General features: G+C 67.9%; 20 protein-coding genes. 9 read left to right on the forward strand and 11 right to left on the reverse strand.

The genetic code is table 11. The annotated features are described in order from the left end of the window. Window positions 1-84: 84 nt before the first annotated feature. The 4 genes from ACOJTB_RS04105 to secA form a co-directional block, all read right to left on the reverse strand. Complete coding sequence (locus ACOJTB_RS04105; RefSeq protein WP_420101245.1) at window positions 85-531, reverse strand: NfeD family protein; 447 nt, start codon at window positions 529-531, stop codon at window positions 85-87. A gap of 10 nt (window positions 532-541) precedes the next feature. After that, window positions 542-1,522, reverse strand: coding sequence for an SPFH domain-containing protein (locus ACOJTB_RS04110; protein WP_420101246.1), 981 nt, complete (start codon window positions 1,520-1,522; stop codon window positions 542-544). Window positions 1,523-1,617: 95 nt separating this feature from the next. Then, window positions 1,618-3,615 (reverse strand): hybrid sensor histidine kinase/response regulator, encoded by a 1,998-nt coding sequence (locus ACOJTB_RS04115; protein ID WP_420101274.1) that lies wholly within the window; start codon window positions 3,613-3,615, stop codon window positions 1,618-1,620. Window positions 3,616-3,773: 158 nt separating this feature from the next. After that, complete coding sequence (gene secA / locus ACOJTB_RS04120) at window positions 3,774-6,530, reverse strand: preprotein translocase subunit SecA (RefSeq protein ID WP_420101247.1); 2,757 nt, start codon at window positions 6,528-6,530, stop codon at window positions 3,774-3,776. 305 nt (window positions 6,531-6,835) lie between these two features. On the opposite strand from secA, the gene ACOJTB_RS04125 reads away from it, so the two are divergent. From ACOJTB_RS04125 to ACOJTB_RS04140, 4 genes are all read left to right on the forward strand, one after another. Then, a complete protein-coding gene (locus ACOJTB_RS04125; protein ID WP_420101248.1) occupies window positions 6,836-7,717 on the forward strand; it encodes a peptidylprolyl isomerase in 882 nt (293 codons plus the stop codon). A 146-nt stretch (window positions 7,718-7,863) separates the two neighbouring features. Continuing rightward, on the forward strand, window positions 7,864-9,108 hold the full coding sequence (gene argJ, locus ACOJTB_RS04130; protein ID WP_420101249.1) for a bifunctional glutamate N-acetyltransferase/amino-acid acetyltransferase ArgJ: 1,245 nt from the start codon (window positions 7,864-7,866) through the stop codon (window positions 9,106-9,108). 81 nt (window positions 9,109-9,189) lie between these two features. Continuing rightward, window positions 9,190-9,702, forward strand: a complete 513-nt coding sequence (locus tag ACOJTB_RS04135; protein ID WP_420101250.1) for a carboxypeptidase regulatory-like domain-containing protein — start codon at window positions 9,190-9,192, stop codon at window positions 9,700-9,702. Between the two features lie 12 nt (window positions 9,703-9,714). Next, a complete protein-coding gene (locus tag ACOJTB_RS04140) occupies window positions 9,715-10,119 on the forward strand; it encodes a (deoxy)nucleoside triphosphate pyrophosphohydrolase (protein ID WP_420101251.1) in 405 nt (134 codons plus the stop codon). On the opposite strand, the gene ACOJTB_RS04145 is transcribed toward ACOJTB_RS04140, so the two are convergent. The 4 genes from ACOJTB_RS04145 to ACOJTB_RS04160 form a co-directional block, all read right to left on the reverse strand. After that, entirely contained in the window at window positions 10,085-11,296 is a 1,212-nt protein-coding gene (locus tag ACOJTB_RS04145; RefSeq protein WP_420101252.1) for a winged helix-turn-helix domain-containing protein, read from the reverse strand. The two genes, ACOJTB_RS04140 and ACOJTB_RS04145, sit on opposite strands and share 35 nt — an antisense overlap. A 113-nt stretch (window positions 11,297-11,409) precedes the next feature. After that, window positions 11,410-11,931: a CAP domain-containing protein gene (locus ACOJTB_RS04150; RefSeq protein ID WP_420101253.1), complete on the reverse strand. Its 522-nt coding sequence runs from the start codon at window positions 11,929-11,931 to the stop codon at window positions 11,410-11,412. Window positions 11,932-11,935: 4 nt separating this feature from the next. Continuing rightward, a complete protein-coding gene (locus tag ACOJTB_RS04155; protein WP_420101254.1) occupies window positions 11,936-14,551 on the reverse strand; it encodes a DUF3772 domain-containing protein in 2,616 nt (871 codons plus the stop codon). Window positions 14,552-14,750: 199 nt separating this feature from the next. Then, window positions 14,751-15,848 (reverse strand): ROK family protein, encoded by a 1,098-nt coding sequence (locus tag ACOJTB_RS04160; protein WP_420101255.1) that lies wholly within the window; start codon window positions 15,846-15,848, stop codon window positions 14,751-14,753. A 190-nt stretch (window positions 15,849-16,038) separates the two neighbouring features. Here ACOJTB_RS04160 and ACOJTB_RS04165 point away from each other — a divergent pair, with 190 nt between their 5' ends. Further along, window positions 16,039-16,515, forward strand: coding sequence for a DUF2938 domain-containing protein (locus ACOJTB_RS04165; protein ID WP_420101256.1), 477 nt, complete (start codon window positions 16,039-16,041; stop codon window positions 16,513-16,515). 3 nt (window positions 16,516-16,518) lie between these two features. On the opposite strand, the gene ACOJTB_RS04170 is transcribed toward ACOJTB_RS04165, so the two are convergent. Genes ACOJTB_RS04170 through gloB form a run of 3 tightly spaced genes read right to left on the reverse strand, consistent with a single transcriptional unit; the run spans window position 16,519 to window position 18,519 of the window. Continuing rightward, window positions 16,519-17,277, reverse strand: a complete 759-nt coding sequence (locus tag ACOJTB_RS04170) for a GNAT family N-acetyltransferase (protein ID WP_420101257.1) — start codon at window positions 17,275-17,277, stop codon at window positions 16,519-16,521. Between the two features lie 2 nt (window positions 17,278-17,279). Next, window positions 17,280-17,741, reverse strand: a complete 462-nt coding sequence (locus ACOJTB_RS04175; protein WP_420101258.1) for a cupin domain-containing protein — start codon at window positions 17,739-17,741, stop codon at window positions 17,280-17,282. A 13-nt stretch (window positions 17,742-17,754) separates the two neighbouring features. Further along, the gene (gloB, locus tag ACOJTB_RS04180; protein ID WP_420101259.1) at window positions 17,755-18,519 is read right to left on the reverse strand and encodes a hydroxyacylglutathione hydrolase; all 765 of its coding nucleotides are present in this window, start codon (window positions 18,517-18,519) and stop codon (window positions 17,755-17,757) included. Between the two features lie 107 nt (window positions 18,520-18,626). On the opposite strand from gloB, the gene ACOJTB_RS04185 reads away from it, so the two are divergent. From ACOJTB_RS04185 to ACOJTB_RS04200, 4 genes are all read left to right on the forward strand, one after another. Continuing rightward, window positions 18,627-19,394 carry a class I SAM-dependent methyltransferase gene (locus tag ACOJTB_RS04185; protein ID WP_420101260.1) on the forward strand — a complete coding sequence of 256 codons (768 nt, stop codon included), beginning with the start codon at window positions 18,627-18,629 and terminating at the stop codon, window positions 19,392-19,394. A gap of 105 nt (window positions 19,395-19,499) precedes the next feature. Then, window positions 19,500-20,453, forward strand: coding sequence for an acetyl-CoA carboxylase carboxyltransferase subunit alpha (locus ACOJTB_RS04190; protein WP_420101261.1), 954 nt, complete (start codon window positions 19,500-19,502; stop codon window positions 20,451-20,453). A 183-nt stretch (window positions 20,454-20,636) separates the two neighbouring features. After that, a complete protein-coding gene (locus tag ACOJTB_RS04195) occupies window positions 20,637-22,058 on the forward strand; it encodes a hypothetical protein (protein WP_420101262.1) in 1,422 nt (473 codons plus the stop codon). 368 nt (window positions 22,059-22,426) lie between these two features. After that, a complete protein-coding gene (locus ACOJTB_RS04200; RefSeq protein WP_420101263.1) occupies window positions 22,427-23,341 on the forward strand; it encodes a TorF family putative porin in 915 nt (304 codons plus the stop codon). Window positions 23,342-23,395: the final 54 nt, after the last annotated feature.

Genomic DNA, 23,395 nt, shown 5'->3' on the forward strand with positions numbered 1-23,395 from the left:
CCGACGCCAGACGCCAATGCTTCAAATGCAATTCGGCCGAGGGGACGGCGGCGAAGCCTGCAAATACGGCATGACGGGGCTGGCTCACGCCTTTTCGACGACCAGCGTGGCGCCATCGACCCGGACCACGCGGATCTCGCTGCCGGCCAGCAACTCGGGCCCGATCACCCGCCAGGACGAATCGCCGACACGGATCCGCCCTTCTCCACCGGTCATCGTGGCCTCGAGGCGAAAGGTTCTGCCAACGAGCTGGCGGCCGCGGTCGTTGAGGCCGGTGGCGGCGTCCGGCTCCTCCGCGCGGCGCCGGGTCAGCATGCGGCCGGCGAGGACGCAGGCCAGGGCGAGCACGGCGAAGGCGAGGCACGCCGCTTCCCAGCCGAAGCCGAACAGCCCGAGCAGGGATCCCGTGAGCAGCGCCGCAAGGCCGAGCCAGATCAGGAAGACGCCGGGCGCGAGAAGCTCGCCGCCGATCAGCGCCAGCCCGAGAATCGCCCAGACCCAGGCGTTGTCGAGAGAGAGCCACAGAGGCATGGCCGGCGCCTCAGCGGGGAGCGCGACCGGCGGACGGCACCGAACCGGCGTCTCGCCGGGCCGCCTGCGCCTCTTCGCCGAACACGGCCTTGGTCAGCTGCGCGATGCCGCCGACCGTTCCGGCGAGCGCCGCGGCCTCGATCGGCACGATCACCACCTTGCTGTTGGGTCCGGTCGCGATCGCCTTGAGCGCGTCGGTATAACGCTCGGCGATCAGGAAGTTCGCGGCCTGGATGTCGCCGCGGCCGATGGCCTCCGAGACCATGGCGGTGGCGTTCGCCTCGGCCTGGGCCAGACGCTCGCGGGCCTCGGCATCGCGCAGCGCCGCTTCCTTGCGGCCTTCGGCGGCGAGGATCTGCGACTGTTTCTGCCCCTCGGCCTTGAGGATTTCGGCCTGGCGCAGTCCCTCGGCCTCCAGCACCGCGGCGCGCTTCTCGCGCTCGGCCTTCATCTGGCGGTTCATCGCGCCGGCGATGTCGGCGGGCGGCAGGATGTCGCGGATCTCGATGCGGGTGACCTTCACACCCCAGGGCGATGCGGCGGCGTCCATCACCCGGAGCAGGCGCTCGTTGATCTCGTCGCGATGGGAGAGGAGCTGGTCGAGATCCATCGAGCCCACCACGGTGCGGATATTGGTCATCGTCAGGACCATCAGCGCATCGCTCAGCGAGGCGACCTCGTAGCAGGCCTTGGCCGCGTCCAGCACCTGGAAGAAGGCGGCGGCGTCGATCCGCACGCCGGCATTGTCCTTGGTGATCGCCTCCTGGGAGGGAATATCGAGCACCTGCTCCATCACGTTCACGCGGTGGCCGATGCGGTCGATGAAGGGCACGATCAGCCCGAGGCCGGCGCCAAGCGTACGCGAATAGCGGCCGAAACGCTCGACGGTGAAGTTGAAGCCCTGCGGCACGGTGCGCACGCCTGCGGCGATCGCCATCACCACGAGCGCTACGAAGACGACGACGGCGATGCTGAAGGGCGACAGGTCCATGACGATGCTCCCGCTGCCGCTTACGCCAGCGGCGCGCGCACCATGACCAGCCGGCGATCGCTGTGCAAGCGCCAAACGGAGCCCCGATCGACGAGTCACTCTTCCGCTTCGGAGCGACCGGTTTCCGCCGCGGCGACGAGATCCTTCACGCGGCGCGTGAAGACATCGATCTGGAAAGGCTTGGTCATGACATGCATGCCGCCGTCGAGATGGCCGTGGTTGAGCACGGCGTTCTCGGCAAAGCCGGTGATGAAGAGCACCTGGAGATTGGGCCGGGCGATGCGTGCGGCATCTGCGACCTGCCGGCCGTTCATGCCGCCCGGCAAACCGACGTCGGTGATCAGCAGGCTGAGCGGCTGCGGGGAGTTCAGGATCTTCAGGGCCGAGGCGCCGTCGCCGGCTTCCAGAACGGTGTAGCCGAGTTCCAGCAATTCATCGACGACCAGCATGCGCACCAGCGGCTCGTCATCGACGACGAGGATGGTCTCGCCACCGGGGGCGCCCGCTGCGGGAGGCAGAGAGGGCGACGCCGCTTCGGCGCGCGGGGCCTCGCCGGCATGGCGCGGCAGAAAGATGCAGATGGTGGTGCCGGTGCCGGGCTGCGAACGGATGCGGGCCGCGCCGCCCGACTGCCCGGCAAAACCATAGACCATCGAGAGGCCCAGACCGGTGCCCTGGCCGATCGGCTTGGTGGTGAAGAACGGGTCGAAGGCGCGTGACACGATCTCCGGCGGCATGCCGGTGCCGGTATCGGTGACGCTCAGCGTCACGTAATCGCCCGGCGGCAAGCCCCGTTCCCCTGCGGCGGCCGCGTCGAGGCTGCTGTTGGCGGTCGCGATGGTGAGGCGGCCGCCATCCGGCATCGCGTCGCGCGCGTTGATGCACAGGTTCAGCAGGGCGTTTTCCAGCTGCCCGGCATCGACATGGGTGGTCCAGAGCCCCGACGCGCAGGCGGTCTCTATCGCGATCGCCGGCCCGACGCTGCGGCTGACCAGATCGAGCATCTCATCGACGAGCACGTTGATATCCAGTGCCTTGGGGTCGAGCGTCTGGCGCCGCGAGAAGGCGAGCAGGCGCTGGGTCAAGCTCGCCGCGCGCCGCGTCGCCGCGCTCGCCCCGCTCAGAAAGCGGTCGAGATCGTCGAAGCGGCCCTGAGCGATCCGGCTCGCGATCATCTCCAGGCTGCCGCCGATGCCGGTGAGGATATTGTTGAAGTCATGGGCGATGCCGCCGGTGAGCTGGCCGACCGCCTCCATCTTCTGGGCCTGGCGCAGGGCCTCCTCGGCCGCCATCAGGGCGGCGGTGCGCCTTTCGACCTCCTGCTCCAGAGTGGCGTTGAGCTCGGCCAGGGCCTGCTCGGCGCGATGCCGGGCGGTGATGTCCTGGAACAGCACGGCTACGAGGCGCCGCTCCGGCGGTTCGATGCGCACGGCCGCCAGTTCCAGCAGGCGGCCCGTCGCCACCAGTTCCTGCACGAAGCGGATGGGCTTGCCGGTGCGCATCACCTCGCCATAGCGCGCGACCCAGGCATCGGCCTCGTCGGGCACCATCTCGCGCAGACGCTGGCCGACGACGTTCGCAATGCCGGCATGGCGCTCATAGGCGGCGTTGGCGGAGATGTGAACATAGTCGCTCGCCGGGCCGTGCGGGCCATCGAGGAACTCGATGATGCAGAAGCCTTCGTCGATCGCGTCGAACAGGCCCTTGTAGAGCGCCTCGCTCTCGGCACGGGCCCGCTCCGCCAGCGTCCGCTCGGTGACATCGGCCCCTTCGACGAAGATGCCGGTCACCGTGCCGTCGGCGCCGCGCAGGGGCTGGTAGACGAAATCCAGAAAGCGCTCGTCGACCGGCCCATCGGCTTCGGCCTGCAGGAGAATGCGCGCGCCATGGGCGGTGTAAGGCCTGCCGGAGCGATAAACCTGCTCGAGGATGGCGACGAAGCCCTGTTCCACGGCATCGGGCATCGTCTCGCGGATGGGGCGGCCGATGACGTCGCGGCCGCCCACTAGCTTGAGATAGCTGGGATTGGCCAGTTCGAAGCGCAGCTCGGGGCCGCGCAGAAGCGCCATGAAAGTCGGCGCTTGCTCGAACATCTGCTTGAGGATCGGCGCGATATCGCCGGCTACGATCTGCACCTCTTTCCCTGCCCCTGTCGTCGCCGCCGGCCGCCTCAGCCCCGGCCGGCTTCAGCGAAGCCGGTGGTCGGGCAGCGCCTGTTCAGTTCCTCTCGCCCGCGATAAGCGGTCCCGCCTCAGACGAACTGGCCGTGGCAGTGCTTGTACTTCTTGCCCGAGCCGCAGGGGCAGGGCTCGTTGCGGCTGACGCGGCCCCAGGTCGCGGGATCGTTCGGGTCGCGATCGCCCGCCGATGTCGGGGCCTCGAGCGCCGCGAACTGCACGCCGCCGGGGCCGCCGAAGCCGGCCTCGTCCTGAGGCTGAGCCTGCTCCTCCGGCTGGTCGAACCGGACCTCGATGCGCATCAGATGGCCGGTGACCTGCTGGCGCAGCTGGCCGATCAGCCCGCCGAACAGCTCGAAGGCCTCGGCCTTGTACTCCTGCAGCGGGTCGCGCTGGGCATAGCCGCGCCAGCCGATGACCTGCCGCAGATGGTCGAGCGTGACGAGATGCTCGCGCCAGAGATGGTCCAGCGTCTGCAGCAGCACCTGCTTCTCGACATAGGTCATCACCTGCTCGGTGTTGCGCTCGATGCGGGCGACGTAATCCTCGTCGGCGAGCTTGCGGATGCGTTCGCGCAGCTCGCTGTCGGCGATGCCCTCCTCCTTCGCCCATTCCTCGATCGGCAGATCGAGGTTGAGGTACTGGATCACCTCCTGCTTCAGGCCGGCGGTATCCCACTGCTCGGGATAGGCTTCCTCGGGGATGTGGCGGGCGACGAGATCCTCGACGACGCCCTGGCGCATGTCGTCGATGGTCTCGCGGACCGTGTCCTGCTTCATGAAGTCGCGACGCTGCTCGAAGACCACCTTGCGCTGGTCGTTCATGACGTCGTCGTATTTCAGGATGTTCTTGCGGATGTCGAAGTTGCGCGCCTCAACCTTGCCCTGCGCCTTCTCGACCGCCTTGTTGATCCAGGGGTGGACGATCGCCTCGTCCTCCTTGAGGCCGAGCTTGGTCAGCATGCCGTCCATGCGGTCGGAGCCGAAGATGCGCATCAGGTCGTCCTGCAGCGACAGGAAGAACTTGGAACGGCCCGGATCGCCCTGGCGGCCGGCGCGGCCGCGCAGCTGGTTGTCGATGCGGCGGCTCTCATGCCGCTCGGTGCCGACGATGTAGAGTCCGCCGGACTTCAGCACGCGCTGCTTGAAATCGGCGACCTCGGCGCGGATCTCGGCGGCTTTCGCATCCCGCTCCGGTCCCGCTTCCACGCCCGCCAGATCATGGGCGATGCGCATCTCGGCATTGCCGCCGAGCTGGATGTCGGTGCCGCGGCCGGCCATGTTGGTGGCGATGGTGATGGCGCCCGGCACGCCGGCCTGCGCGACTATATAGGCTTCCTGCTCGTGGAAACGGGCGTTCAGCACGGCGAAGGCCTTGACCGTCTCGCCCTTGCGGGCGGCGGCATAGACCGGCTCCAGCGCCTTGGGATCGGTGAAGTCGAGCAGCTCGTATCCCGCCTTCTCCAGCATCTCGGCGACGAGCTCGGAACGCTCGATCGAGGTGGTGCCGACGAGGATGGGCTGGCCATTGGCCTGCGCCGCCTGGATCTCGCGGATGATCGCGCGCACCTTCTCCTCGAAGGTGCGGTAGACCTCGTCATCCTCGTCCTTGCGCGCCACCGGCACGTTGGTGGGAATCTCGACGACCTCGAGCTTGTAGATCTGGAAGAATTCCTCGGCCTCGGTGGCGGCCGTGCCGGTCATGCCCGCGAGCTTGGAATAGAGCCGGAAATAATTCTGGAAGGTGATCGAGGCCAGCGTCGCGTTCTCGGGCTGGACGGTGACGCGCTCCTTGGCCTCCAGCGCCTGGTGCAGCCCTTCCGAATAGCGCCGGCCCGGCATCATGCGGCCGGTGAACTCGTCGATGATCACCACCTCGTCGTTGCGGACGATATAGTCCTTGTCCCTGGTGAACAGGGTATGGGCCCGCAGCGCCTGATTGACGTGGTGGACGATGGTGATGTTGTGGGCGTCGTAGAGATCGCCTTCGGCGAGGATGCCGGCCTCGCGCAGCAGTTCCTCGATATGCTCGTTGCCCGCCTCGGTCAGCGCGACCGTGCGCTGCTTCTCGTCGACCTCGTAATCTCCGGCGACGAGGCCCGGCAGCACCTTGTCGATCGAGGCATAAAGCTCCGACTTGTCGTCGAGCGGGCCCGAGATGATCAGCGGCGTGCGCGCCTCGTCGACCAGGATCGAGTCGACCTCGTCGACGATCGCGAAATGGTGGCCGCGCTGGCTCATCTGCGCGGTGTCGTATTTCATGTTGTCGCGCAGATAGTCGAAGCCGAACTCGTTGTTCGTGCCGTAGGTGATGTCGCAGGCATAGGCGCGCTGGCGCTCCTCGTCGTCCAGCCCGTGGACGATGATGCCGACCGACAGGCCGAGGAAATTGTAGAGCCGCGACATCCACTCGGCGTCGCGCCGGGCGAGATAGTCGTTGACAGTGACGACATGGACGCCCTTGCCGCCGAGCGCGTTGAGATAGGTCGGCAGCGTCGCGACGAGGGTCTTGCCCTCGCCCGTCTTCATCTCGGCGATCGCGCCTTCGTGCAGCACCATGCCACCGACCAACTGCACGTCATAGGGGCGCTGGCCGAGCACGCGCTTGGCCGCCTCGCGCACCGTGGCGAAAGCTGGCACCAGCAGGTCGTCCAGGGACTTGCCCGCCGCGATCTCGCGCTTGAACTCCTCGGTGCGCGCCTTCAGCGCCTCGTCGCTCAGTGCCGCGACATCCTTTTCCAGCGCGTTGATCGCCGCCACGCGGGGCTGATAGCCCTTGACGCGCCGGTCGTTCGACGAGCCGAAGAGTTTCTTTGCGAGCGCGCCAAGCATGCTGGGCCTTTCAGGTGGTATCTCGGCGCCGCCGGCAGGCATGGCCCGGAGCGGCCGCGCCCGGGCCGAAGCGCGGGTATTCTCGAATGCGACCGCGTGTTTAGACGCGAGCGCGAGCAGGGTCCAGCGCGCGTTTCGATGCCGAAGGGGCCGGCGCGTGCCGATGAATTTTCAGCCTCGCATGTGGTGCGCGCGGCGCGCGCTGCCAAGGGCGCCTTCCGACGCCGATCCGCCTTGCCTTTGCCGCGTTCAACTGGCAGTGCAGCCGCGATCGTTCCGGCACCTTTGCGAAAGGCCGTTTCCGCATGACATCCAAACGTTTCGTGGCCTCGCTCGGTCTCGTCGTGCTGCTCGCCGGCCCGGCCTTCGCGCAACCGGCCCCCGTTCCTGCGGATGGCGTGGTCGCCAGGGTCAACGGCCTGCCGATCACCCAGAAAGAGATCGACCTCGCCAGCGAGGATCTCGGTGAGCGTCTGGCGCAGTTGCCCGAAGAGCGGCGCCGCGACGAGGTGATCAACTATCTGGTCGATCTGAAGCTGGGCGCCAAGGCCGCGGCCGACGCCAAGATCGGCGACACGCCCGATTTCGCCGCCCGCCTCGCCTATTACCGCGAGAAGGTGCTGCTCGATCAGTACCTCACCAACGAGGGCAAGAAGGCGGTGACGGAAGACGCCGCCAGGAAGCTCTACGAGGACACCACCAAGGCGATGACCCCCGACGAGGAGGCGCATGCACGCCACATCCTCGTCGAGACCGAGGACCAGGCCAAGGCGGTGGTCGCCCGGCTGAAGAAGGGCGAGGATTTCGCCAAGGTCGCGGGCGAGCTCTCGAAGGACCCCGGCTCCGGCAAGGAGGGCGGCGATCTGGGCTGGTTCACCAAGGACCGGATGGTGCCGGAATTCGCCGAGGCGGCCTTCAAGCTCAAGAAGGGCGAAATCTCCGAGCCGGTGAAGAGCCAGTTCGGCTGGCATGTCATCAAGCTCGAGGACAAGCGCAGCAAGCCGCTGCCAGATTTCGCTGCCGTGAAGCCCCAGATCGACCAGTATCTCGAGCGCAAGGCGCAGCAGGACATCGTGCTGGCCCTGCGCGAAAAGGCGAAGATCGAGCGGCTCGACAAGCCCGCCGCCCCGGCGACCCCGGCCGCTCCCGCGGCACCGGCGGCGCCCGCCGAGCCGAAGAAGAACTGAGCGATCCGCGATTTCGACATTTGGCAGGGCGGCCGCGAGGCCGCCCTTCTTGTTTTCGTCATCGCTCTGCGGCAGAGGGCAAAGCGGCTTCCATGATGCCGGCCGGGATCTGCGATTCGGCACGGCAAAGCCCGAGGAGATGCCCGATGGCCGGCAAGGATGTTCCCGTTTCCCCGCTCGCGCCCAAGCGCCAGCCCAAGGTTCCGCCGATCGCCGGCGTGCGTTTCGCTACTGCCGAGGCCGGCATCCGCTATCAGGGGCGGCAGGACGTCTGGTTCGCGCTGCTGGATGAAGGCACGCAGGTTGCGGGCGTGTTCACCCGCTCCAAATGCCCCTCCGCGCCGGTCGACTGGTGCCGCGAGAATCTGGGCCAGGGCTCTGCCCGGGCGATCGTCGTCAACTCCGGCAATGCCAATGCCTTCACCGGCCTCAAGGGCCGCGATGCGGTGAAACTGACGGCCGAGATCGCCGCCAAGGCCGCCGGCTGCAGGCCGCAGGAGGTCTTTATCGCCTCGACGGGCGTGATCGGCGAGCCGCTCGACGCGACGAAATTCGAGGGCGTGCTGGCCGATTGCGCCAAGCGCGCCGCCGAGGGGCCCTGGATCGACGCCGCCCGGGCGATCATGACCACGGACACCTTTCCCAAGGCACTTTCCCGCAAGGCGAAGATCGACGGCAAGGAGGTTCTCATCGCAGGCATCGCCAAGGGTGCCGGCATGATTGCGCCCGACATGGCGACGATGCTCTCCTTCGTCTTCACCGATGCGCCGATCGCCGCGCCCGTGCTGCAGGCGCTGCTATCCAAGGGCGTGAAGGGCTCGTTCAACGCCGTCACGGTCGACAGCGACACCTCCACCTCGGACACGCTGATGCTCTTCGCGACGGGCCAGGCCAAGGACGTGCCGGCGATCACCGAGATCGGGGATCCGCGCCTTTCCGGCTTCAAGCGGGCGCTGAACTCGATCCTGCTCGAACTGGCGCATCTGGTCTGCAAGGACGGCGAGGGGGCGCGGAAATTCGTCGAGGTCCGCGTCACCGGCGCCGCCTCCTCGCGCTCGGCCAAGCGCGTGGCGCTCTCGATCGCCAATTCGCCGCTGGTCAAGACCGCGATCGCGGGCGAGGACGCCAATTGGGGCCGCGTCGTCATGGCGGTCGGCAAGGCCGGCGAGCCGGCCGACCGGGACAGGCTCGATATCGGCTTCGGCGACATCGTCGTCGCCAGGCAGGGCGCCCGCGCTCCGTCCTATGACGAGCAGGCGGTGTCCGATTACATGAAGGGCGACAGCATCGTCATCACCGCCGATCTCGGCCTCGGCCGCGGCAAGTCCACCGTCTGGACCTGCGATCTCACCAAGGCCTATGTCGAGATCAACGGCGATTATCGCTCCTGAGCGCAGGCGTGCTGGACCGCCGTTGCGGGGCCGCGCCGCGCTCGGCATGATGCAGGCCGGGGCGTTTCGGGGGCTATGGAGATGAAGGCGGGGTTCGTGGCGGCCGGGCTGTTGGCCGCCTTGCTCGGGGCCTGCGTGGAACGCAAGCCGGCGACGGTCGCGTTCTCGGTCGAGGAAGCGGCCTTCATCAAGAAGACCGGCACCACCACCATCACCGGCCATGCCTTCCGCACCAAGCCGAGCGGCGTCGTCGTCAACGCGGCCGGCCAACTGGTCCGGCTCGTGCCCGCGACGGCCTTCGCCCGCGAGCGCTTCCGCAATTTCTATGGCAGCCGCAAATATGTGGCGCATCGCGACTACCCGCGCGAGGACGCGACCGATCCGGCCTATGGCGACTACACCCGGACCACGAAGGCGGAGGCCAATGGCCGCTTCGTCTTCGACAAGGTGGCGCCGGGTGATTATTTCATCACCACCCAGGTGATCTGGGGCGACGAGGATGCGTTCTCGCGCGAGGGCGGCTCCGTCTATGACAGCGTCACCGTGACAGGCAAGGAAACCGAGCCCGTCCATGTCATCCTCTCCGGTTATTGAGCCAGCGCCTCCGTGAAGCTTCTCCTCGTCGTCGCCTGCGCGCTGATCGATGCCGATCACCGTGTCCTCGTCGCCCAGCGGCCGGAGGGCAAGGCGCTGGCGGGGCTGTGGGAATTTCCCGGCGGCAAGCTGGAGGCGGGCGAGAGGCCCGAGCCGGCGCTGATCCGCGAGTTGCACGAGGAACTCGGTATCACCGTGAAGGAGGCTTGCCTGGCGCCGCTGACCTTCGCCAGCTACGCCTATCCCGATTTCCACCTGCTGATGCCGCTCTATATCTGCCGGCGCTGGGAGGGTACGCCCATCTCGCGCGAGGCGCAGGCGCTGAAATGGGTGCGGCCCGGCAAGCTGCGAGACCTCGCCATGCCGCCGGCCGACGAGCCGCTCATTCCGCCGCTGATCGATCTGCTGGGGGCGTGAGGGCGGAGCTCTCCGCCGGATCGGCTTCGTCCCGCCCGAGCTGGAAACGCTCGAAGCGCTGCAACTCTTCTTCGATCTGGGCCTTCCGCCCGGCGCTTTCGCGGCCTTCCAGCCAGGTCCAGCGCTGGATGAGGAGCCGGCCGGCGGCGCGGTCGGTCTTGAGGTCGAGGATGGCGACGATCTCCTCGCCGATCAGGACCGGCAGGCCGAAGTAGCCGAAGACGCGGTTCTCGGGCTTCAGATAGGCCTCGAAGACGTGGCCGTAGCCGAAGATCAGGCTCGTGCGCTTGCGCTGGATCATCAGCGGGTCGAAGGGCGAGAGGATGTGGACGAGTTCGGCCTCGGGCGCGGGGGATCCGTCGAGGGTTTCGGGGCGCGCCCAATGCGCCGCCCGGCCGGCGCCCTCCAGAGCAACCGGAACGAGCGTCCGGTTGCGCAGCCGCGTCGCGATCTGGGCCGCCACCGCCTTCTTGCCGGGCGCATCGAGATGGCAGATCGAATCGAGGCTGACGATGCCCTGCGCCGTCAGGGCACGGTCGAGCTTATAGGCCGCGATCTGGCGCTCGCTGGCGGGGCCGGGACGCTTTTCCCAGCCGAAATGCCGGTCGAACAGCTCATAGGTCTTCAGCATGCCGGTGCGTGCCGAGATCGCCAGCTCGCCATCGTAGAAGGCGCGCTCGAGCAGGCCCTTGGAGGGCTTCTTGCTCGCCCATAGATGCGCCTTCTCGACCTGCTCCTCTTCGATGTCGCGGATCGAGATCGGCCCGTCCTGTCTGATCCGGCGCAGCAGCTTGCGCGTGTCCTCCCGCGAGCCGACCGCCGACCAGCGCTTCGGCTCCTCGCGATGGGCCTTCATCAGCGGCAGGAAAAAGCGGATGTCGCGCGTCGGCACATAGGAGAGTGCATGCGTCCAGTATTCGAAGACCGCCTTGTCGGCCGCCTGCAATTGCGCGAGGTCCGAGCGGCGATAGGAGGGGATGCGGCTGTAGAGAATGTGGTGATGGCAGCGTTCGATCACGTTGATCGTGTCGATCTGCACATAGCCGAGCTGCTCGACCGCCGCCCGGGCGGCCTGCGGGCCGGTACCGAAGGGTTCGCGCCGGTCGAGGCATTGCGCCCGCAGCCAGATGCGGCGGGCCTGGGTCGCGGTGAGGGTCGGGAGCTTGCGCGGAGCCATGACCGGCAGGCTAGCCGGGCCTTGCAGGCCGCGTAAGGGGCGGTGGGCCCGCCAGGCTGACAGGGCTTGGCGGGAGCGGGACGTTCTCTGCGTGGCACCCGGTTCCGGTACGCTCAGGGCGCCAGGATCAGCGCCCAATAGACCTGGTATTTCGAGCCGGGCGCATAGGCGGTGGCGAGGCCCATGCGCTTGGCGCGGGCATCCTTCATCACCCGGTCGTGCTGCGGCGAGTCGCGCCAGCCGGAAAAGGCTTCGGCGAGGCGGCGGTAGCCGGCCGAGAGATTGGCCTCGGCCCCGGGGACGCCCTCCTTCGCCAGCCGGGCCTTGACGGCATCGGCCTGGGCCGGCTTGTCCGAGCGCGCCATGGCGTCCGCCTCGCGCTGGGCGGCCTCGACCAGGGCAGGTTCGAGCGCCAGCGGGCCGAGGCCGGCATTGAGGCGGTAGGCCGAGATCATGGCGCGCGCCTGTTCCACATCCACCTGCGCCGAGGCCGAGCCGAGATCGCGGTAGAAGGCGGGCTGCTGCGCCTGGCGCTGCGGCTCCGTGCAGCCGGCGACGCCCAGCAGAGCGAGCGCACCGGCGATGGCGGCCGGGCAGCTCATGCGCGAGCGGGCCGGGAGCGTGCGAAACTGCATGGCGTCATTCCTTGTCGTCCTTGGCCGGCTCGGCCGGCGGCGTCTCGGCGGGTTTGCCTGCGGGCTCTTGCGCTTCGTCGTCGCCATGCTCGGCATCGGGCAGCGGCAATGGGCGGCGCGGCGCCTGCCGTTCCGCGGGTTTGCGGGGGCGGCCCGGTTCGCGCGCCACGGCTGTGGCGATCTCGCCGAGCGAGTGTTCGACGCCCTCGAGTCCCTTCACGACCAGTTCGGCGGGCGCCGCCGCCGGCTCCATCTCGGTCAGCCGCTTCTGGATCGCGAAATTCAGGTCGCTGGTGACGCGCCCGACGATCTCGACATCCGCGACGACGCAGATGAGGTCGAAATCCATGGTGGTGGTGCCGAGCTTCTTGAACAGGACGACGGGCGCCGGCTTCTGCATCACGTCGCCATGATTGCCGGAGACCTCCGACAGCATCGTGCGGACCTCGCCCGCATCGAGCGTGCGCGGCACCGACAGCGAGATCAGCACGCGGCCGGTGCGATCGTTGCGGACGCGGTTGCGGACCACTCCGGAGATTAGGTTGGAATTCGGGACGATCACGCTGGCGCGGTCGAAGGTCGCGATTTCCGTCGAGCGGACGTTGATCCGCTTCACGATGCCCTCGACATCGCCGACCACGACCTGATCGCCCACCCGGATCGGGCGCTCCCACAGCAGGATCAGGCCGGAGACGAAATTCGACACCACCGATTGCAGGCCGAAACCGATACCGACCGACAGCGCCGAGGCGACCAGCGTCAGCCGCTCGAGGCTGAGGCCCACGGCCGAGACGGCCAGCGCCACGGCGGCGATGAAGCCGACATATCCCGCTGCGGTGGTGATCGAGTTGCGAAGCCCCGGATCCATCGCCGTGGTCGGCAGGAACTGGTTCTCCAGCCAGCCCTGCACGGCCTTGGTCGCGGCGATGCCCAGCATGAAGACGAAAACGCCGATCGCGATGGTCGAGAGCGAGATCGTCACGCCGCCGACCTGCACGCCGAAGAAGGCCGCGCGTAGCGAAACCAGGAAATCGGTCGATTCCAGCCCCCAGGGCGCGAGCACCAGCGCGACAGCGATCACGATCAGCAGCAGCTTCAGCACGCCGACGGAGATGACCGAGATCTTGTCAAGCGTCGTGCTGCGCAGCCCGACGCCGGCCTTCAGCGTCATTGCCAGCCGGCCCTTGCCGGTCAGCAGCCGCGGAATGCCGAGATCGATGAACTGGTGGACCAGCAGATAGAGGCAGGCGACGACACCGATCCACAGCGTCTGTTCGGCCAGGAAGGAGGCGAAGACGACATAGCCACTGATCGCGGCCGCGATGATCGCGATGCCGATGATCCAGCCGATGATCCGCAACGGACCGAGCTTGGCTCCGTCCACCGGCACATAGGGGCCGAGGCAGGCTTCCTGCTCGATCTCCTCGTCGTCGCGGATCTGGTAGAGTCCCGCGATGAGCGTCAGGGCGAACAGAACGGCAAAGCCGGCCTTGACGATGATCGAGATGGCGAGGCCCGCCGCGATCGCCTGAAGCCAGGCCTCGAAGAGCTTGCCCACCGCCATGACGAGCGCCAGCGAGCTCGCCAGCCAGACGACGCTGCGGGCGGTGGTGTCCATCACGCTGATCAGGCGGCGCTGCCGATTGCCGGAAGCGAAGATCGCATCGGCCAGCGCCTGCACAAAGGCGAAGAAGGCCAGCCCCATCACCAGAGCCCAGATGACGGGCTGGATGCGCGGCGGCAACAGGCCCGTCGTCGTGAAGGCCTTGTAGATCAGCCAGCTCGCCAGCGCCGGCGGCGCCGCGCCCGCGATGATATGGGCCAGCGCGATGTAGAGGCAGTGCAGGCCGTTGGCCCCGGCCATGTCGGCATAGCGGGCCTTGAACCGCGGCAGATAGCGGGCACGTGCCAGGTAGAGCAGCAACGCGACGATCAGCGCCATCAAGATCACGAGGCCGCGCTTGCCCGAGAGGGAGGCGTTCACCCCTTCCAGCCAGCCGCCGAAAATATAGCCGGAGGCCCGCAGATCCTCCGGCGCGGTCGAGAGCGCACTGCCCCAGACATCCGGGTTCACGATCGAGGGACCGGGCGCGAAGAGCGTCTTGGCGAAGATGTCCCGCCGCTTGTCGCCGATGCTGGTCTGCAACTGCTCGGCCTGGAGCAGCGCCGCCTTGGCCAGCCGCAGCGTTTCGTCGGCATCGGCATAGGCCTTGGTGCGCGCATCGCGCTCCTTGGCGATATCGGGACTTTCCGGCGGGGCGCTCGCCTCGGGCTTGGGTCCGAGCTGGTCGAGCTTGGCCTTGGCCTGGTCGACGCGGGGCGTCTGGTCGTCGATCAGCTTGCGCAGCTGGTCGAGAGAGGGTTGGAGGCGCAGCCTCTGGCGCTGGAGATCGGCGTCGGTGGCGCTGGGCATGTCGACCACGCCCTCGATCTGAGTCAGCTCGGTGCGGATCGCGTCCAGCCGGGCGCGCGGGCTGTTGGGATCGATGGGGGCCGGCTGCGCCAGCGCGGCGCCGAGGCCCAACGACAGCCAAAGCAGGGCCAGGCACAGCAGCCTGGCAAAGGTGCCCGGCCAGGCGGTCGCCCGGTCAGGCTGCGTCCATCTTGTGGCCCCGGCCATCGTCCCGCGCTTCCCTTGCCAGTGCTGATTCGCGTCGCGTGCGAGCCTCGTCACGATGGTGGCAGGCTGGCAAGTCGCAGACGGCTGATCGGGGACCGGCAAGGAGGCACTCCGCGCAAAAAAGATGACCGGCCCGCCTCTTCGACGCCAAAGGCGACGCGAAGATGGCGGGACGGCTCGGTGAGGAGCAAAGCCGGGATCAGCCCTTGCCAGACCGCTTCGCCGACTTCTTCGGCTTGGCGCGATTCTGGAAGCTCGCATTGCCGAGGCCGGTGCCGATCGTCAGCACGCCCCAATGCGCCACATCCTGCATGGCCGGCAGCTCGCTGAGCCCCTGAATGACGGCATCATTGTGCAGGATGATCTCAGTTTCATGATCGCCGATCCTCGGAACGCGCTCGCGCACGGCCTCGACGAGGTTGAAGCGGCTGCTTTCCCAATTGCCGGGCAGGTTCTGTGCGCCGCGCTCGATGCTGCCATCGGGCTCGATCAGGCCCGGGCAGCCGATGCCGATGAAGGGCGCGACGCGGAAACCCTCCTCCTGCGCCGTCGCGATGGCGTTCTTGAGCATCCGGCCGAGCCGCCGGATCATGTCGTCGCGGCTCGGCTCTTCGTCGGCATGGCGCCAGAGTTCGGAGCGCCAGACCCGCGCCTTGGCCAAGTCCTTCGCCTTTTTCTGCCGCAGTTCGACGATGCCGGCGCGGATGTTCGACCCGCCGATATCGACCGCGACGATGCTGTCATAGCCCTCGAAGATCCATTTGGGAGCGAGATGCGCGCTGCCGACCAGCCCGGCCTCGTCCGGATGATGGCTCACCGGAATGAGGTCGATCGCGCGGCCCTCGGTGCTGAGAATGATCGCCGCGCGCGCGATGGCGAGTTCGCCGATGCGGCTGTCCCTGAATCCGCCCCCGACCACGATGCGCTCGATCGGCGCCCAGGTCTTGAGCCGCGCAAAGCGCCGGATGACGAAAGCGAGCGACTGGGCGAAATTCTCGACCGCGCTGAGCACGAGCGCCGCTTCGGCCGCGTTGCCCTCCTTCAGCAGCGCGTCGAGCTCCTTCTTCCCCAAAACGGCTGTGTCGCCGGCCAGAGGATCGTCCCCCTTGCGCTTCAGATGCGCGCGCAGGGCGTCGAGATGCTCCAGAAAGGCCTTGCGGCTGGCCTTGTCGCCGACAAAACCATCCTCGTCCCGCGTCTCGAGATTGTAGCTGGTGACCGTCGCCGAGGGGAGCTCGGCGGCGCCGTGCGGCCCGCTTGCCCCGGATTGCCTGGCTGCTTCCGTCGGTCCGCTCATCGTCTCCGTCCCCCACATCCGTCGAGGGAGAGCAACACCCCAGCATCGCGCGGTGTTCCTCGCCGTCCGCCGGGGACGCCCTGCGCGTCCCGCGCATGCGGCTTGCGTGCCGCGGCGCTTGACCGCAGGGCAGCCAGGGCGTTCCAACAAGGCAGGCGCCGCAAGAGCGCCGATGGGGGGCGGGAGCATCGTGACGGAATTCATCGGCAAGGCGATCGTGATCGGAGTCGGCGCCACGCTGCTCTTCGATCTGTGGGGGCAGTTCCTGCGGCTGTTCGGGATGCCGAAACCCAATTGGGGGCCGCCCGGCCGCTGGTTCGCGCATCTGCTGCGCGGCCGCGTGATGCATGAGGATATCGCCCGCAGCGAGCCGGTCGCGGGCGAGAGCGCCATCGGCTGGGCCTTTCACTATCTCGTCGGCATCCTGTTCGCGGCGACGCTCCTGGCGATCTGGGGCCTGGGCTGGGCGCGCCAGCCGAGCTTTCCGCCGGCTTTGATCGTCGGTCTGGCCACGGTCGGCTGCGGCTGGTTCATCCTGCAGCCGGGCATGGGGATGGGCATCGCCGCATCCAAGCGGGCGAATGCCAACCAGATCCGCCTCCTCAACATCCTCGCCCATATCGTCTTCGCGATCGGCCTTTACGGCACCGCGCTGCTGACGCGCTGAAGCTCAGTCGAGAATGCGGGTCTCGTAGGCGTAGAGCCTGCGAAAGCCGAGGCTCTCGTAAAGGGACCGCGCGATCGCGTTGGTCTGGTCGACCTGCAGATAGGCGCTGTGGCAGGACATGGCACCGGCCCAGCCCATCAGGCCGGAGACGATCGCGCGGCCGAGCCCCTTGCCGCGCTGACCCGGATCGACGCAGATCAGACCGATCTCCGCCATGCCGCGTTCGGCGACCGCCATGCCGAAGGCGACCGGCTCGCCCTCGATCAGCCAGCTGGCGAAGGCGGCCGGCAGGCGCACTCGCTCGACGATGGCGGCGAGCTTGGCGGCATCGGTCTTGATGCCGCTCTGCAGGGCGGCGACGCCCGCGATCCAGTCGGCCTCGGGCCGTGCCTCCAGCTGCAATTCGGCCGCCGTCGCGACGGGCCAGCCGGCCAGGGGCGCGATCATGCCGAAGGAGGCGTCCTTGATGCGGTAGCCGCGGGCCAGCACCGCCTCGCGCGTCTGCGCCGCCACCAGCGGCGTCAGGCGGATGCAGGGTTGCAGCCCGTCGGCGCGGTAAAGCTCCTCGATCTGGTCCAGCATCGTGTCGTCGAGACCGGCCTCGAAGGCCATCGGGCTCGCCGCATTGGCGCGGCCGGAATAGCCGTCGGCGAAGCGCAGCACCCAATCGCCGACGATCAGCGTCGAGAGCGCCGGCCAGGCATTGACGATGCGCCGCTCGCATTCGAGCGCGAGCCGGTGATCTTCCGTCGCGGTGGGCATGGTCAGCTCTCCGAGGGCCGGCGCGGGGTGGGCCGCCAATCCGGCGGGGCCAGCTCGAAGCCGGAAAAGGCGAAGCCCGGCGCAACCGTGCAGCCGACGAGTGTCCAGGCGCCCAGCGAAGTGGCGCTCTGCCACCAGCCGGCCTCGACCACGAATTGCGGGCGCTGTCCGGCTGCCAGATCCGCGCCGAGATGATGGGCGGAGGCGTCATGCCCATTGGGCGAGACGGTGATGACGAGCGGTGCGCCGGCGTAATGATGCCAGATCTCGGCCGCATCGACCCGGTGCCATTCCGAGGTCTCGCCGGTATCCAGAAGATAGTAGATCGCGGTCGAATGCCCGCGCCCGTCCGGTCCCGCGCTGTCGCGGAAGGTCTCGCGGTAATGCCCGCCTTCCGGATGGGGCCGCAGGTCGAGCAGGCGGATCACCTGTGCGGCGGTGAGGCCGTCGAGCGGGTAGGACATCGGGCGCCGCCGCTCAGAAGGTGTTCTTGGCTTCGCGCAGGGCGGCGAAGACCTCTGAAGCGGGGGCGCCGGCGCGGCCGACCGCTTCGGCGAGCGCGGCCTCCCCAGCCCGGAAGAAGGGATTGGTCGCCTGCTCCTGCGCCACCGTGGTCAGCGCCCAGAACCGGCCCTCCCGCTTGGCCGCCTCGGCCTCGCCGAAGCGGGCCGAAAGCGCCGCATTGGCCGGATCGACCGAGCGGGCGAAGCGGGCATTGGCGAGGGTATAATCATGGCCGCAGACGAGGCGGATATCGCCCGGCAGCGCCATGAGGCGCGAGAGCGAGCCCCACATTTGCGCCATCTGGCCGGGCTGAACCCGCCCACAGCCCATCACGAAGACGACGTCGCCGACCAGTGCGATCCGCGATGAAAGCCCGACATAGCTGAGATGGCCGGCCGAATGGCCGGGCGTGTGCCAGATCTCGAAGCGGTCCTGGCCGAGCGTGACGCTGTCCCCCTCGCCGACGATGCGGTCGAGCGGGGCCAGGTTCACGGCATCCTCCGGCCCGACGACGGCCGCGCCGGTCGCCTGCTTCACCGCCGCCACGCCCTGGGTGTGGTCGGCATGGGCGTGGGTGACGAAGATGTCGGTGATCGTCCAGCCCTTTGCCTGGGCTGCCGCCATCACCTCCCCGGCATCGGGCACGTCCACCGCGGCGCAGGCGCCGCTCGCCGGATCGTGCAGCAGCGCGCCGGCATTGTCGCTGAGGGTGCGGAAAACGTGCAGATCGAGCGGCATCGCGGACTCCTGCTTCGCGGATCGTCGCCCTGAATGGGCCATGGCCGCGCGTCGATCAACCCGGCATGCTCTTGTCTTGCGGCGCGCCACCTTGCATCTGTGGCGCCATGTCCCTCGACGTCGTCGATCTGCGCAGCTTCTACGCCAGTCCGCTGGGCCATGTCGCGCGCCGCTTCATCGGGCGGGCGATGCTGCGTTTCTGGCCTGATTGCGCCCGCCAGCGCGTGCTGGGCCTCGGCTTCTCCACGCCCTATCTGTCGGTTCTGGGCATGGAGGCCGAGCGCAGCATCGCCTTCATGCCGGCTGCGCAGGGCGTGGTGAACTGGCCTTCGCCGGGGCTTTCCGCCTCGGCGCTGGTGGAGCCGACGCTGCTGCCGCTGCCGACGGCCTCGATCGACCGGGCTGTGCTGGTGCATGCGCTGGAGGAGACCGAAAGCCCGGATGATCTGCTGGAAGAGGTCTCCAGGGTGCTCAACCCCGGGGGGCGGATGATCCTGGTGGTGCCGAACCGGCGCGGCCTGTGGGCGCGCATGGACGGCACGCCCTTCGGCCAGGGCCGCCCCTTCAGCCGCCGGCAGCTGACATCCCTGCTGCGCGGGGCGGAATTTTCGCCCGAGCATTGGGCCGAGGTGCTCTATGTGCCGCCGCTGCAGCGGCAGCTCCTGATGCAGTCGGCCGGGCTGTGGGAACAGATCGGCACGCATCTGTCGATGCCTTTCGCCGGGGTGCATGTCATCGACGCGACCAAGCAGTTCTACCGGCGCGCGCCGCTGCGCGCGACACGGCGCAGCTTCGCCTTCCGGCCGGTGCTGCTGCCGCAGCCGGCCCCGACGCCGCGCCTCGCCGAGCCGCCGCCCTCGCCGCCGACGGGTTGACAATGTCAGCGCGGCGCGGCCAAGGTCCGCCGCTTGTCATGCCCGGTTTCCCGCGAAACCGCCGATCCGCCCGCGCGAGAGGGGCGGGAGCTGAACTGGATCACGATGCGCAGCTATCTGGATTTCGAGAAACCGGTCGCCGAAATCGAGGCGAAGGCCGACGAATTGCGGGCGCTGGAAGCCCGGGGCGACGGCATTTCGCTCTCGGAGGAAATCGGCAAGCTCGACGTCAGGGCCAGCCAGGCGCTCAAGGACATCTACGCAGCGCTGACGCCGTGGCAGAAGACGCTGGTGGCGCGCCATCCGCAGCGGCCGCATTTCAAGGATTACTGCGCCGCGCTGATCGAGGAGTTCACGCCGCTCGCCGGGGACCGTGCCTTCGGCGAGGACGAGGCGATCGTCGGCGGCCTCGGGCGCTTTCGCGGCCAGCCGGTCTGCGTGATCGGCCAGGAGAAGGGTGATTCGACCGAGACGCGCATCCGGCACAATTTCGGCATGCCCAAGCCCGAGGGCTATCGCAAGGCGGTGCGCCTGGCGGAGCTGGCCGGGCGATTCGGCCTGCCGGTGCTGAGCTTCGTCGATACCGCCGGCGCCTATCCGGGCATTGACGCCGAGGAGCGCGGCCAGGCCGAGGCCATTGCGCGCTCGACCGAGGCCTGGCTCGGCCTGCCGACCCCGAGCGTCGCGCTGATCATCGGCGAGGGCGGCTCGGGCGGCGCGATCGCGATCGCCGCCGCCAGCCGCGTGATGATGATGGAGCATGCGATCTATTCGGTGATTTCTCCGGAGGGGGCCGCGTCGATCCTCTGGCGCGACACCGCCCGCGCGCAGGATGCCGCGACGGGCATGAAGATCACCGCGCAGGACCTGCTGAAATTCGCGGTGATCGACACGATCGTGCCCGAGCCTGTCGGCGGCGCCCATCGCGACCGGCCGCTGGCGCTGGAGCGTGCGGGGGACGCGATCGAGGCCGCGCTGACGGATCTGGCCGGGCTCGATCCCGCCGCGCTGACCGACAAGCGGGCCGAGAAGTTCCTCGCCATCGGTCGGCATCTCTAGAGCAAGCGCGGATCGCGAAGCGTTCGATCTTTACGATTCCTTGACCATGTGGCCAGACTCGTTAGGGCTGTGGTAAGGAACTCTCAAGGCTAACGCTTCTAGAACCGAACGAACGGCACAATTCGGCCGTCTTGCGAATTCACAGGTCGCGCAGCCGGCCTGATGTTCGATGGGAATGACGACGTGGCATTCAAGCGCTTCGCGATCCTTGCTCTGGTGGCCATGACGTTGGGGGCTTGCGAGGAGGAGCGTTATCGCGGCTCCGCGCGCCACAACATCCCGATCCCGAGCGCGACCTATGCGCTGATGTCCGAAAAGGGCATGACCAAGGACCAGCCGATCCTGATCCGCTCCTACAAGAAGGAGTCGGAGCTCGAGATCTGGAAGCGCAAGGGCGATGGCCGCTATGCGCTGCTGAAGACCTTCCCGATGTGCCGGTGGTCCGGCCAGCTCGGCCCCAAGGTGCGCGAGGGCGACCGCATGGCGCCGGAGGGCTTCTACGCCATCACCCCGGCGCAGATGAACCCGAACTCCTCCTATTACGTCTCGTTCAATATGGGCTATCCCAACGCCTATGACCGTTCGCTCGGCCGCACCGGCGCGCATCTGATGGTGCATGGCGCCTGCTCCTCGGCGGGCTGCTATTCGATGACGGATGACCAGATCGGCGAGATCTACGCGCTCGTGCGCGAAGCCCAGAACGGCGGGCAGCGCGCCGTGCAGATGCAGGCCTTCCCGTTTAGGATGACGGCGGAGAACCTCGCCCAGCACCGGCTCGACCCCAACATCGCCTTCTGGAAGAACCTCAAGCAGGGTTCCGATTATTTCGAGGTCACGCGCGACGAGCCCGCCGTCTCCGTGGCCGGTGGCCGCTATGTCTTCAACGGCGGCAGCCAGCCGGCGGATGTGGCCCAGAAGGAGCATCAGGACGCCAGCCGCGTCGCGGCGCTCGTCGCCAAGGGCACGCCGGCGATCCGCCTCGTCTATGACGATGGCGACCAGCACCCCAGCTTCAAGCGCGCTCTGGCGGCCGGCGGCGCCGACTCGCTGAACCGGACGGCCTCCTGGGCCTCGCGCGACGTCGGCATCAGCCGGCAGGACGCACTGGCTTCCGGCCCGCAGGTCGTCGTTCTGGACGACAAGGGCCGCACAAAGGCCATGGTGCGCGCCGCTGCCTCGGATGAGAGCGCGATCCTCGCGGCCGTCTCCTCAGCTCCGGCCGAGGACAAGGTGGAACCGGCGAAGGTCGAGGCCGGCAAGCCTGCTGCCAAGCCGCTCGCGGCGCCGGTGGCGCCCGCCACCACCCAGCTCGCGCGGGTGCGGCAGGGCGATGCCGAGCCCGGCCCGGCGCTCGCCAGCGCCGCTCCCGAGCCGGCGCAGGACAAGACGCTGTTGCAGCGCACGCTGGGCTTCGTGCCCTTTATCGGCGGACCGGCCTCGCCGTCCGGCCAAGGCGCCCCCGTCGCGGATGTCGCGGTCGAAACGCCGGCCTCTCCGAGCAATGTGCTCGCCCCGCTGCCGCCGCGCCGCGCTGGAAACCTCAGGACCAGCAGCCTCGATTCCTCGCCGGTGGCCTATGCCAGCCAGGTGGGGCAGCTCCGCTAGACCATCGCGCGTCCGAACGGACGCGCTCACGATGCTCTGAACTGTTGCTGGGGCTTCGCATTTTTCCGAAAAGCGGGTTCCGGTCATCGGGACCATCCGATGCTTCGGCGAAGTCTTCGGAGGTTATGACCGCATCCGTTTTGATGCGCGATGCTCCCGGACGCAACTTCCTGCCAGGTGGCGTGCTAATTTAGCAACATTCCCGCGCGATTTCTTCGACGGCTATCTCGCAGGCGCAAAAACTCCCGGTTTCGGGGGTTTTTGCTTATTCTGTAAGCAATCTGCCGAAAACCTCGTCTTGCCGTAAGGGCCGCTCTGCCCGCTTGATCATGGCGAAAGCGTGACAAGCGCAAAAGGGGCTCGATTACATGGTTCGCGGTATCATTCGCTCGACGATCACCACGCTCTCTCTGGCCGGGGCGCTGTTCGCTGCCGGTGCGCAGGCGGCCGACCTGCCCAGCAAGAAGGGCGAGCCGGTGGCTCCCGTCGCTCCCGCCTTCACGATGTTCGACGTCGCGGTCAGCATCAAAGGCATGACCGACTATAATTTCCGCGGCATCTCGCAGACCAACCGCAAGCCCGCGATCCAGGGCAGCGCCGAGCTGCAGATCTACAACAACCTGTTCTATGTCGGCGTTGCCGGCTCGAATGTGAAGCTCGTCACCGACCCGAGCGCGGAAGTCGACTTCTACGCCGGTATCCGCCCCAAGCTCGGCGATGTCTCCTTCGACCTCGGCGTGTGGCAGTATTACTATCCGCGCGAGCGGCAGTTCATCTTCCCCGCCGGCACGTTCTGGACGCCGAAGAACACCGACTTCACGGAAGTCTACGGCAAGGTCTCCTACACCTATGCCGATGCCCTGACGGTCGGCGCCAACCTGTTCTACGCTTGGGATTGGCTCGGCACCGGCGCCTCCGGTACCTATGCCTCGATCACCGCCAAGTATTCGCTGCCCTTCCTCGAAGGTCTCGCGGTCTCGGGCGAGTTCGGCCATTACTGGCTCGGCCGCACCAACCAGGCGATCTGGTCGACGACGCCGCCGACGAACCTGCCCGACTATTATTACTGGAACGCCGGCGTGTCCTACACCTACAAGAATCTGACGGCCGATCTGCGCTATCACGATACCAACCTGTCGAAGCGCGAGTGCTTCCTGAACACCTCCGACCCGCGCGGCATCCTGACCGGCTCGAACGCCTCCAAGTGGTGCGGCCCGGCCGTGATCGGCACGCTCTCCTTCGACATCACGGCGAGCAGCGTCGGCATCTTCGCGCCGAAGTGAGCGCGCGGTCCGCCGCAGCGATCATCGACAAGAAAGACCGCCCTTCGGGGCGGC

The organism is Allobosea sp. (assembly GCF_048595345.1).
Taxonomy (GTDB): Bacteria; Pseudomonadota; Alphaproteobacteria; order Rhizobiales; family Beijerinckiaceae; genus Allobosea.

Bases quoted from the DNA above. Each gene is read 5' to 3' on its own strand.
- ACOJTB_RS04105 (WP_420101245.1), bottom strand. From the start codon at position 531: ATGCCTCTGTGGCTCTCTCTCGACAACGCCTGGGTCTGGGCGATTCTC.
- ACOJTB_RS04110 (WP_420101246.1), bottom strand. From the start codon at position 1,522: ATGGACCTGTCGCCCTTCAGCATCGCCGTCGTCGTCTTCGTAGCGCTC.
- ACOJTB_RS04115 (WP_420101274.1), bottom strand. From the start codon at position 3,615: ATGTTCGAGCAAGCGCCGACTTTCATGGCGCTTCTGCGCGGCCCCGAG.
- secA (WP_420101247.1), bottom strand. From the start codon at position 6,530: ATGCTTGGCGCGCTCGCAAAGAAACTCTTCGGCTCGTCGAACGACCGG.
- ACOJTB_RS04125 (WP_420101248.1), top strand. From the start codon at position 6,836: ATGACATCCAAACGTTTCGTGGCCTCGCTCGGTCTCGTCGTGCTGCTC.
- argJ (WP_420101249.1), top strand. From the start codon at position 7,864: ATGGCCGGCAAGGATGTTCCCGTTTCCCCGCTCGCGCCCAAGCGCCAG.
- ACOJTB_RS04135 (WP_420101250.1), top strand. From the start codon at position 9,190: ATGAAGGCGGGGTTCGTGGCGGCCGGGCTGTTGGCCGCCTTGCTCGGG.
- ACOJTB_RS04145 (WP_420101252.1), bottom strand. From the start codon at position 11,296: ATGGCTCCGCGCAAGCTCCCGACCCTCACCGCGACCCAGGCCCGCCGC.
- ACOJTB_RS04150 (WP_420101253.1), bottom strand. From the start codon at position 11,931: ATGCAGTTTCGCACGCTCCCGGCCCGCTCGCGCATGAGCTGCCCGGCC.
- ACOJTB_RS04155 (WP_420101254.1), bottom strand. From the start codon at position 14,551: ATGGCCGGGGCCACAAGATGGACGCAGCCTGACCGGGCGACCGCCTGG.
- ACOJTB_RS04160 (WP_420101255.1), bottom strand. From the start codon at position 15,848: ATGAGCGGACCGACGGAAGCAGCCAGGCAATCCGGGGCAAGCGGGCCG.
- ACOJTB_RS04170 (WP_420101257.1), bottom strand. From the start codon at position 17,277: ATGCCCACCGCGACGGAAGATCACCGGCTCGCGCTCGAATGCGAGCGG.
- ACOJTB_RS04175 (WP_420101258.1), bottom strand. From the start codon at position 17,741: ATGTCCTACCCGCTCGACGGCCTCACCGCCGCACAGGTGATCCGCCTG.
- gloB (WP_420101259.1), bottom strand. From the start codon at position 18,519: ATGCCGCTCGATCTGCACGTTTTCCGCACCCTCAGCGACAATGCCGGC.
- ACOJTB_RS04185 (WP_420101260.1), top strand. From the start codon at position 18,627: ATGTCCCTCGACGTCGTCGATCTGCGCAGCTTCTACGCCAGTCCGCTG.
- ACOJTB_RS04190 (WP_420101261.1), top strand. From the start codon at position 19,500: ATGCGCAGCTATCTGGATTTCGAGAAACCGGTCGCCGAAATCGAGGCG.
- ACOJTB_RS04200 (WP_420101263.1), top strand. From the start codon at position 22,427: ATGGTTCGCGGTATCATTCGCTCGACGATCACCACGCTCTCTCTGGCC.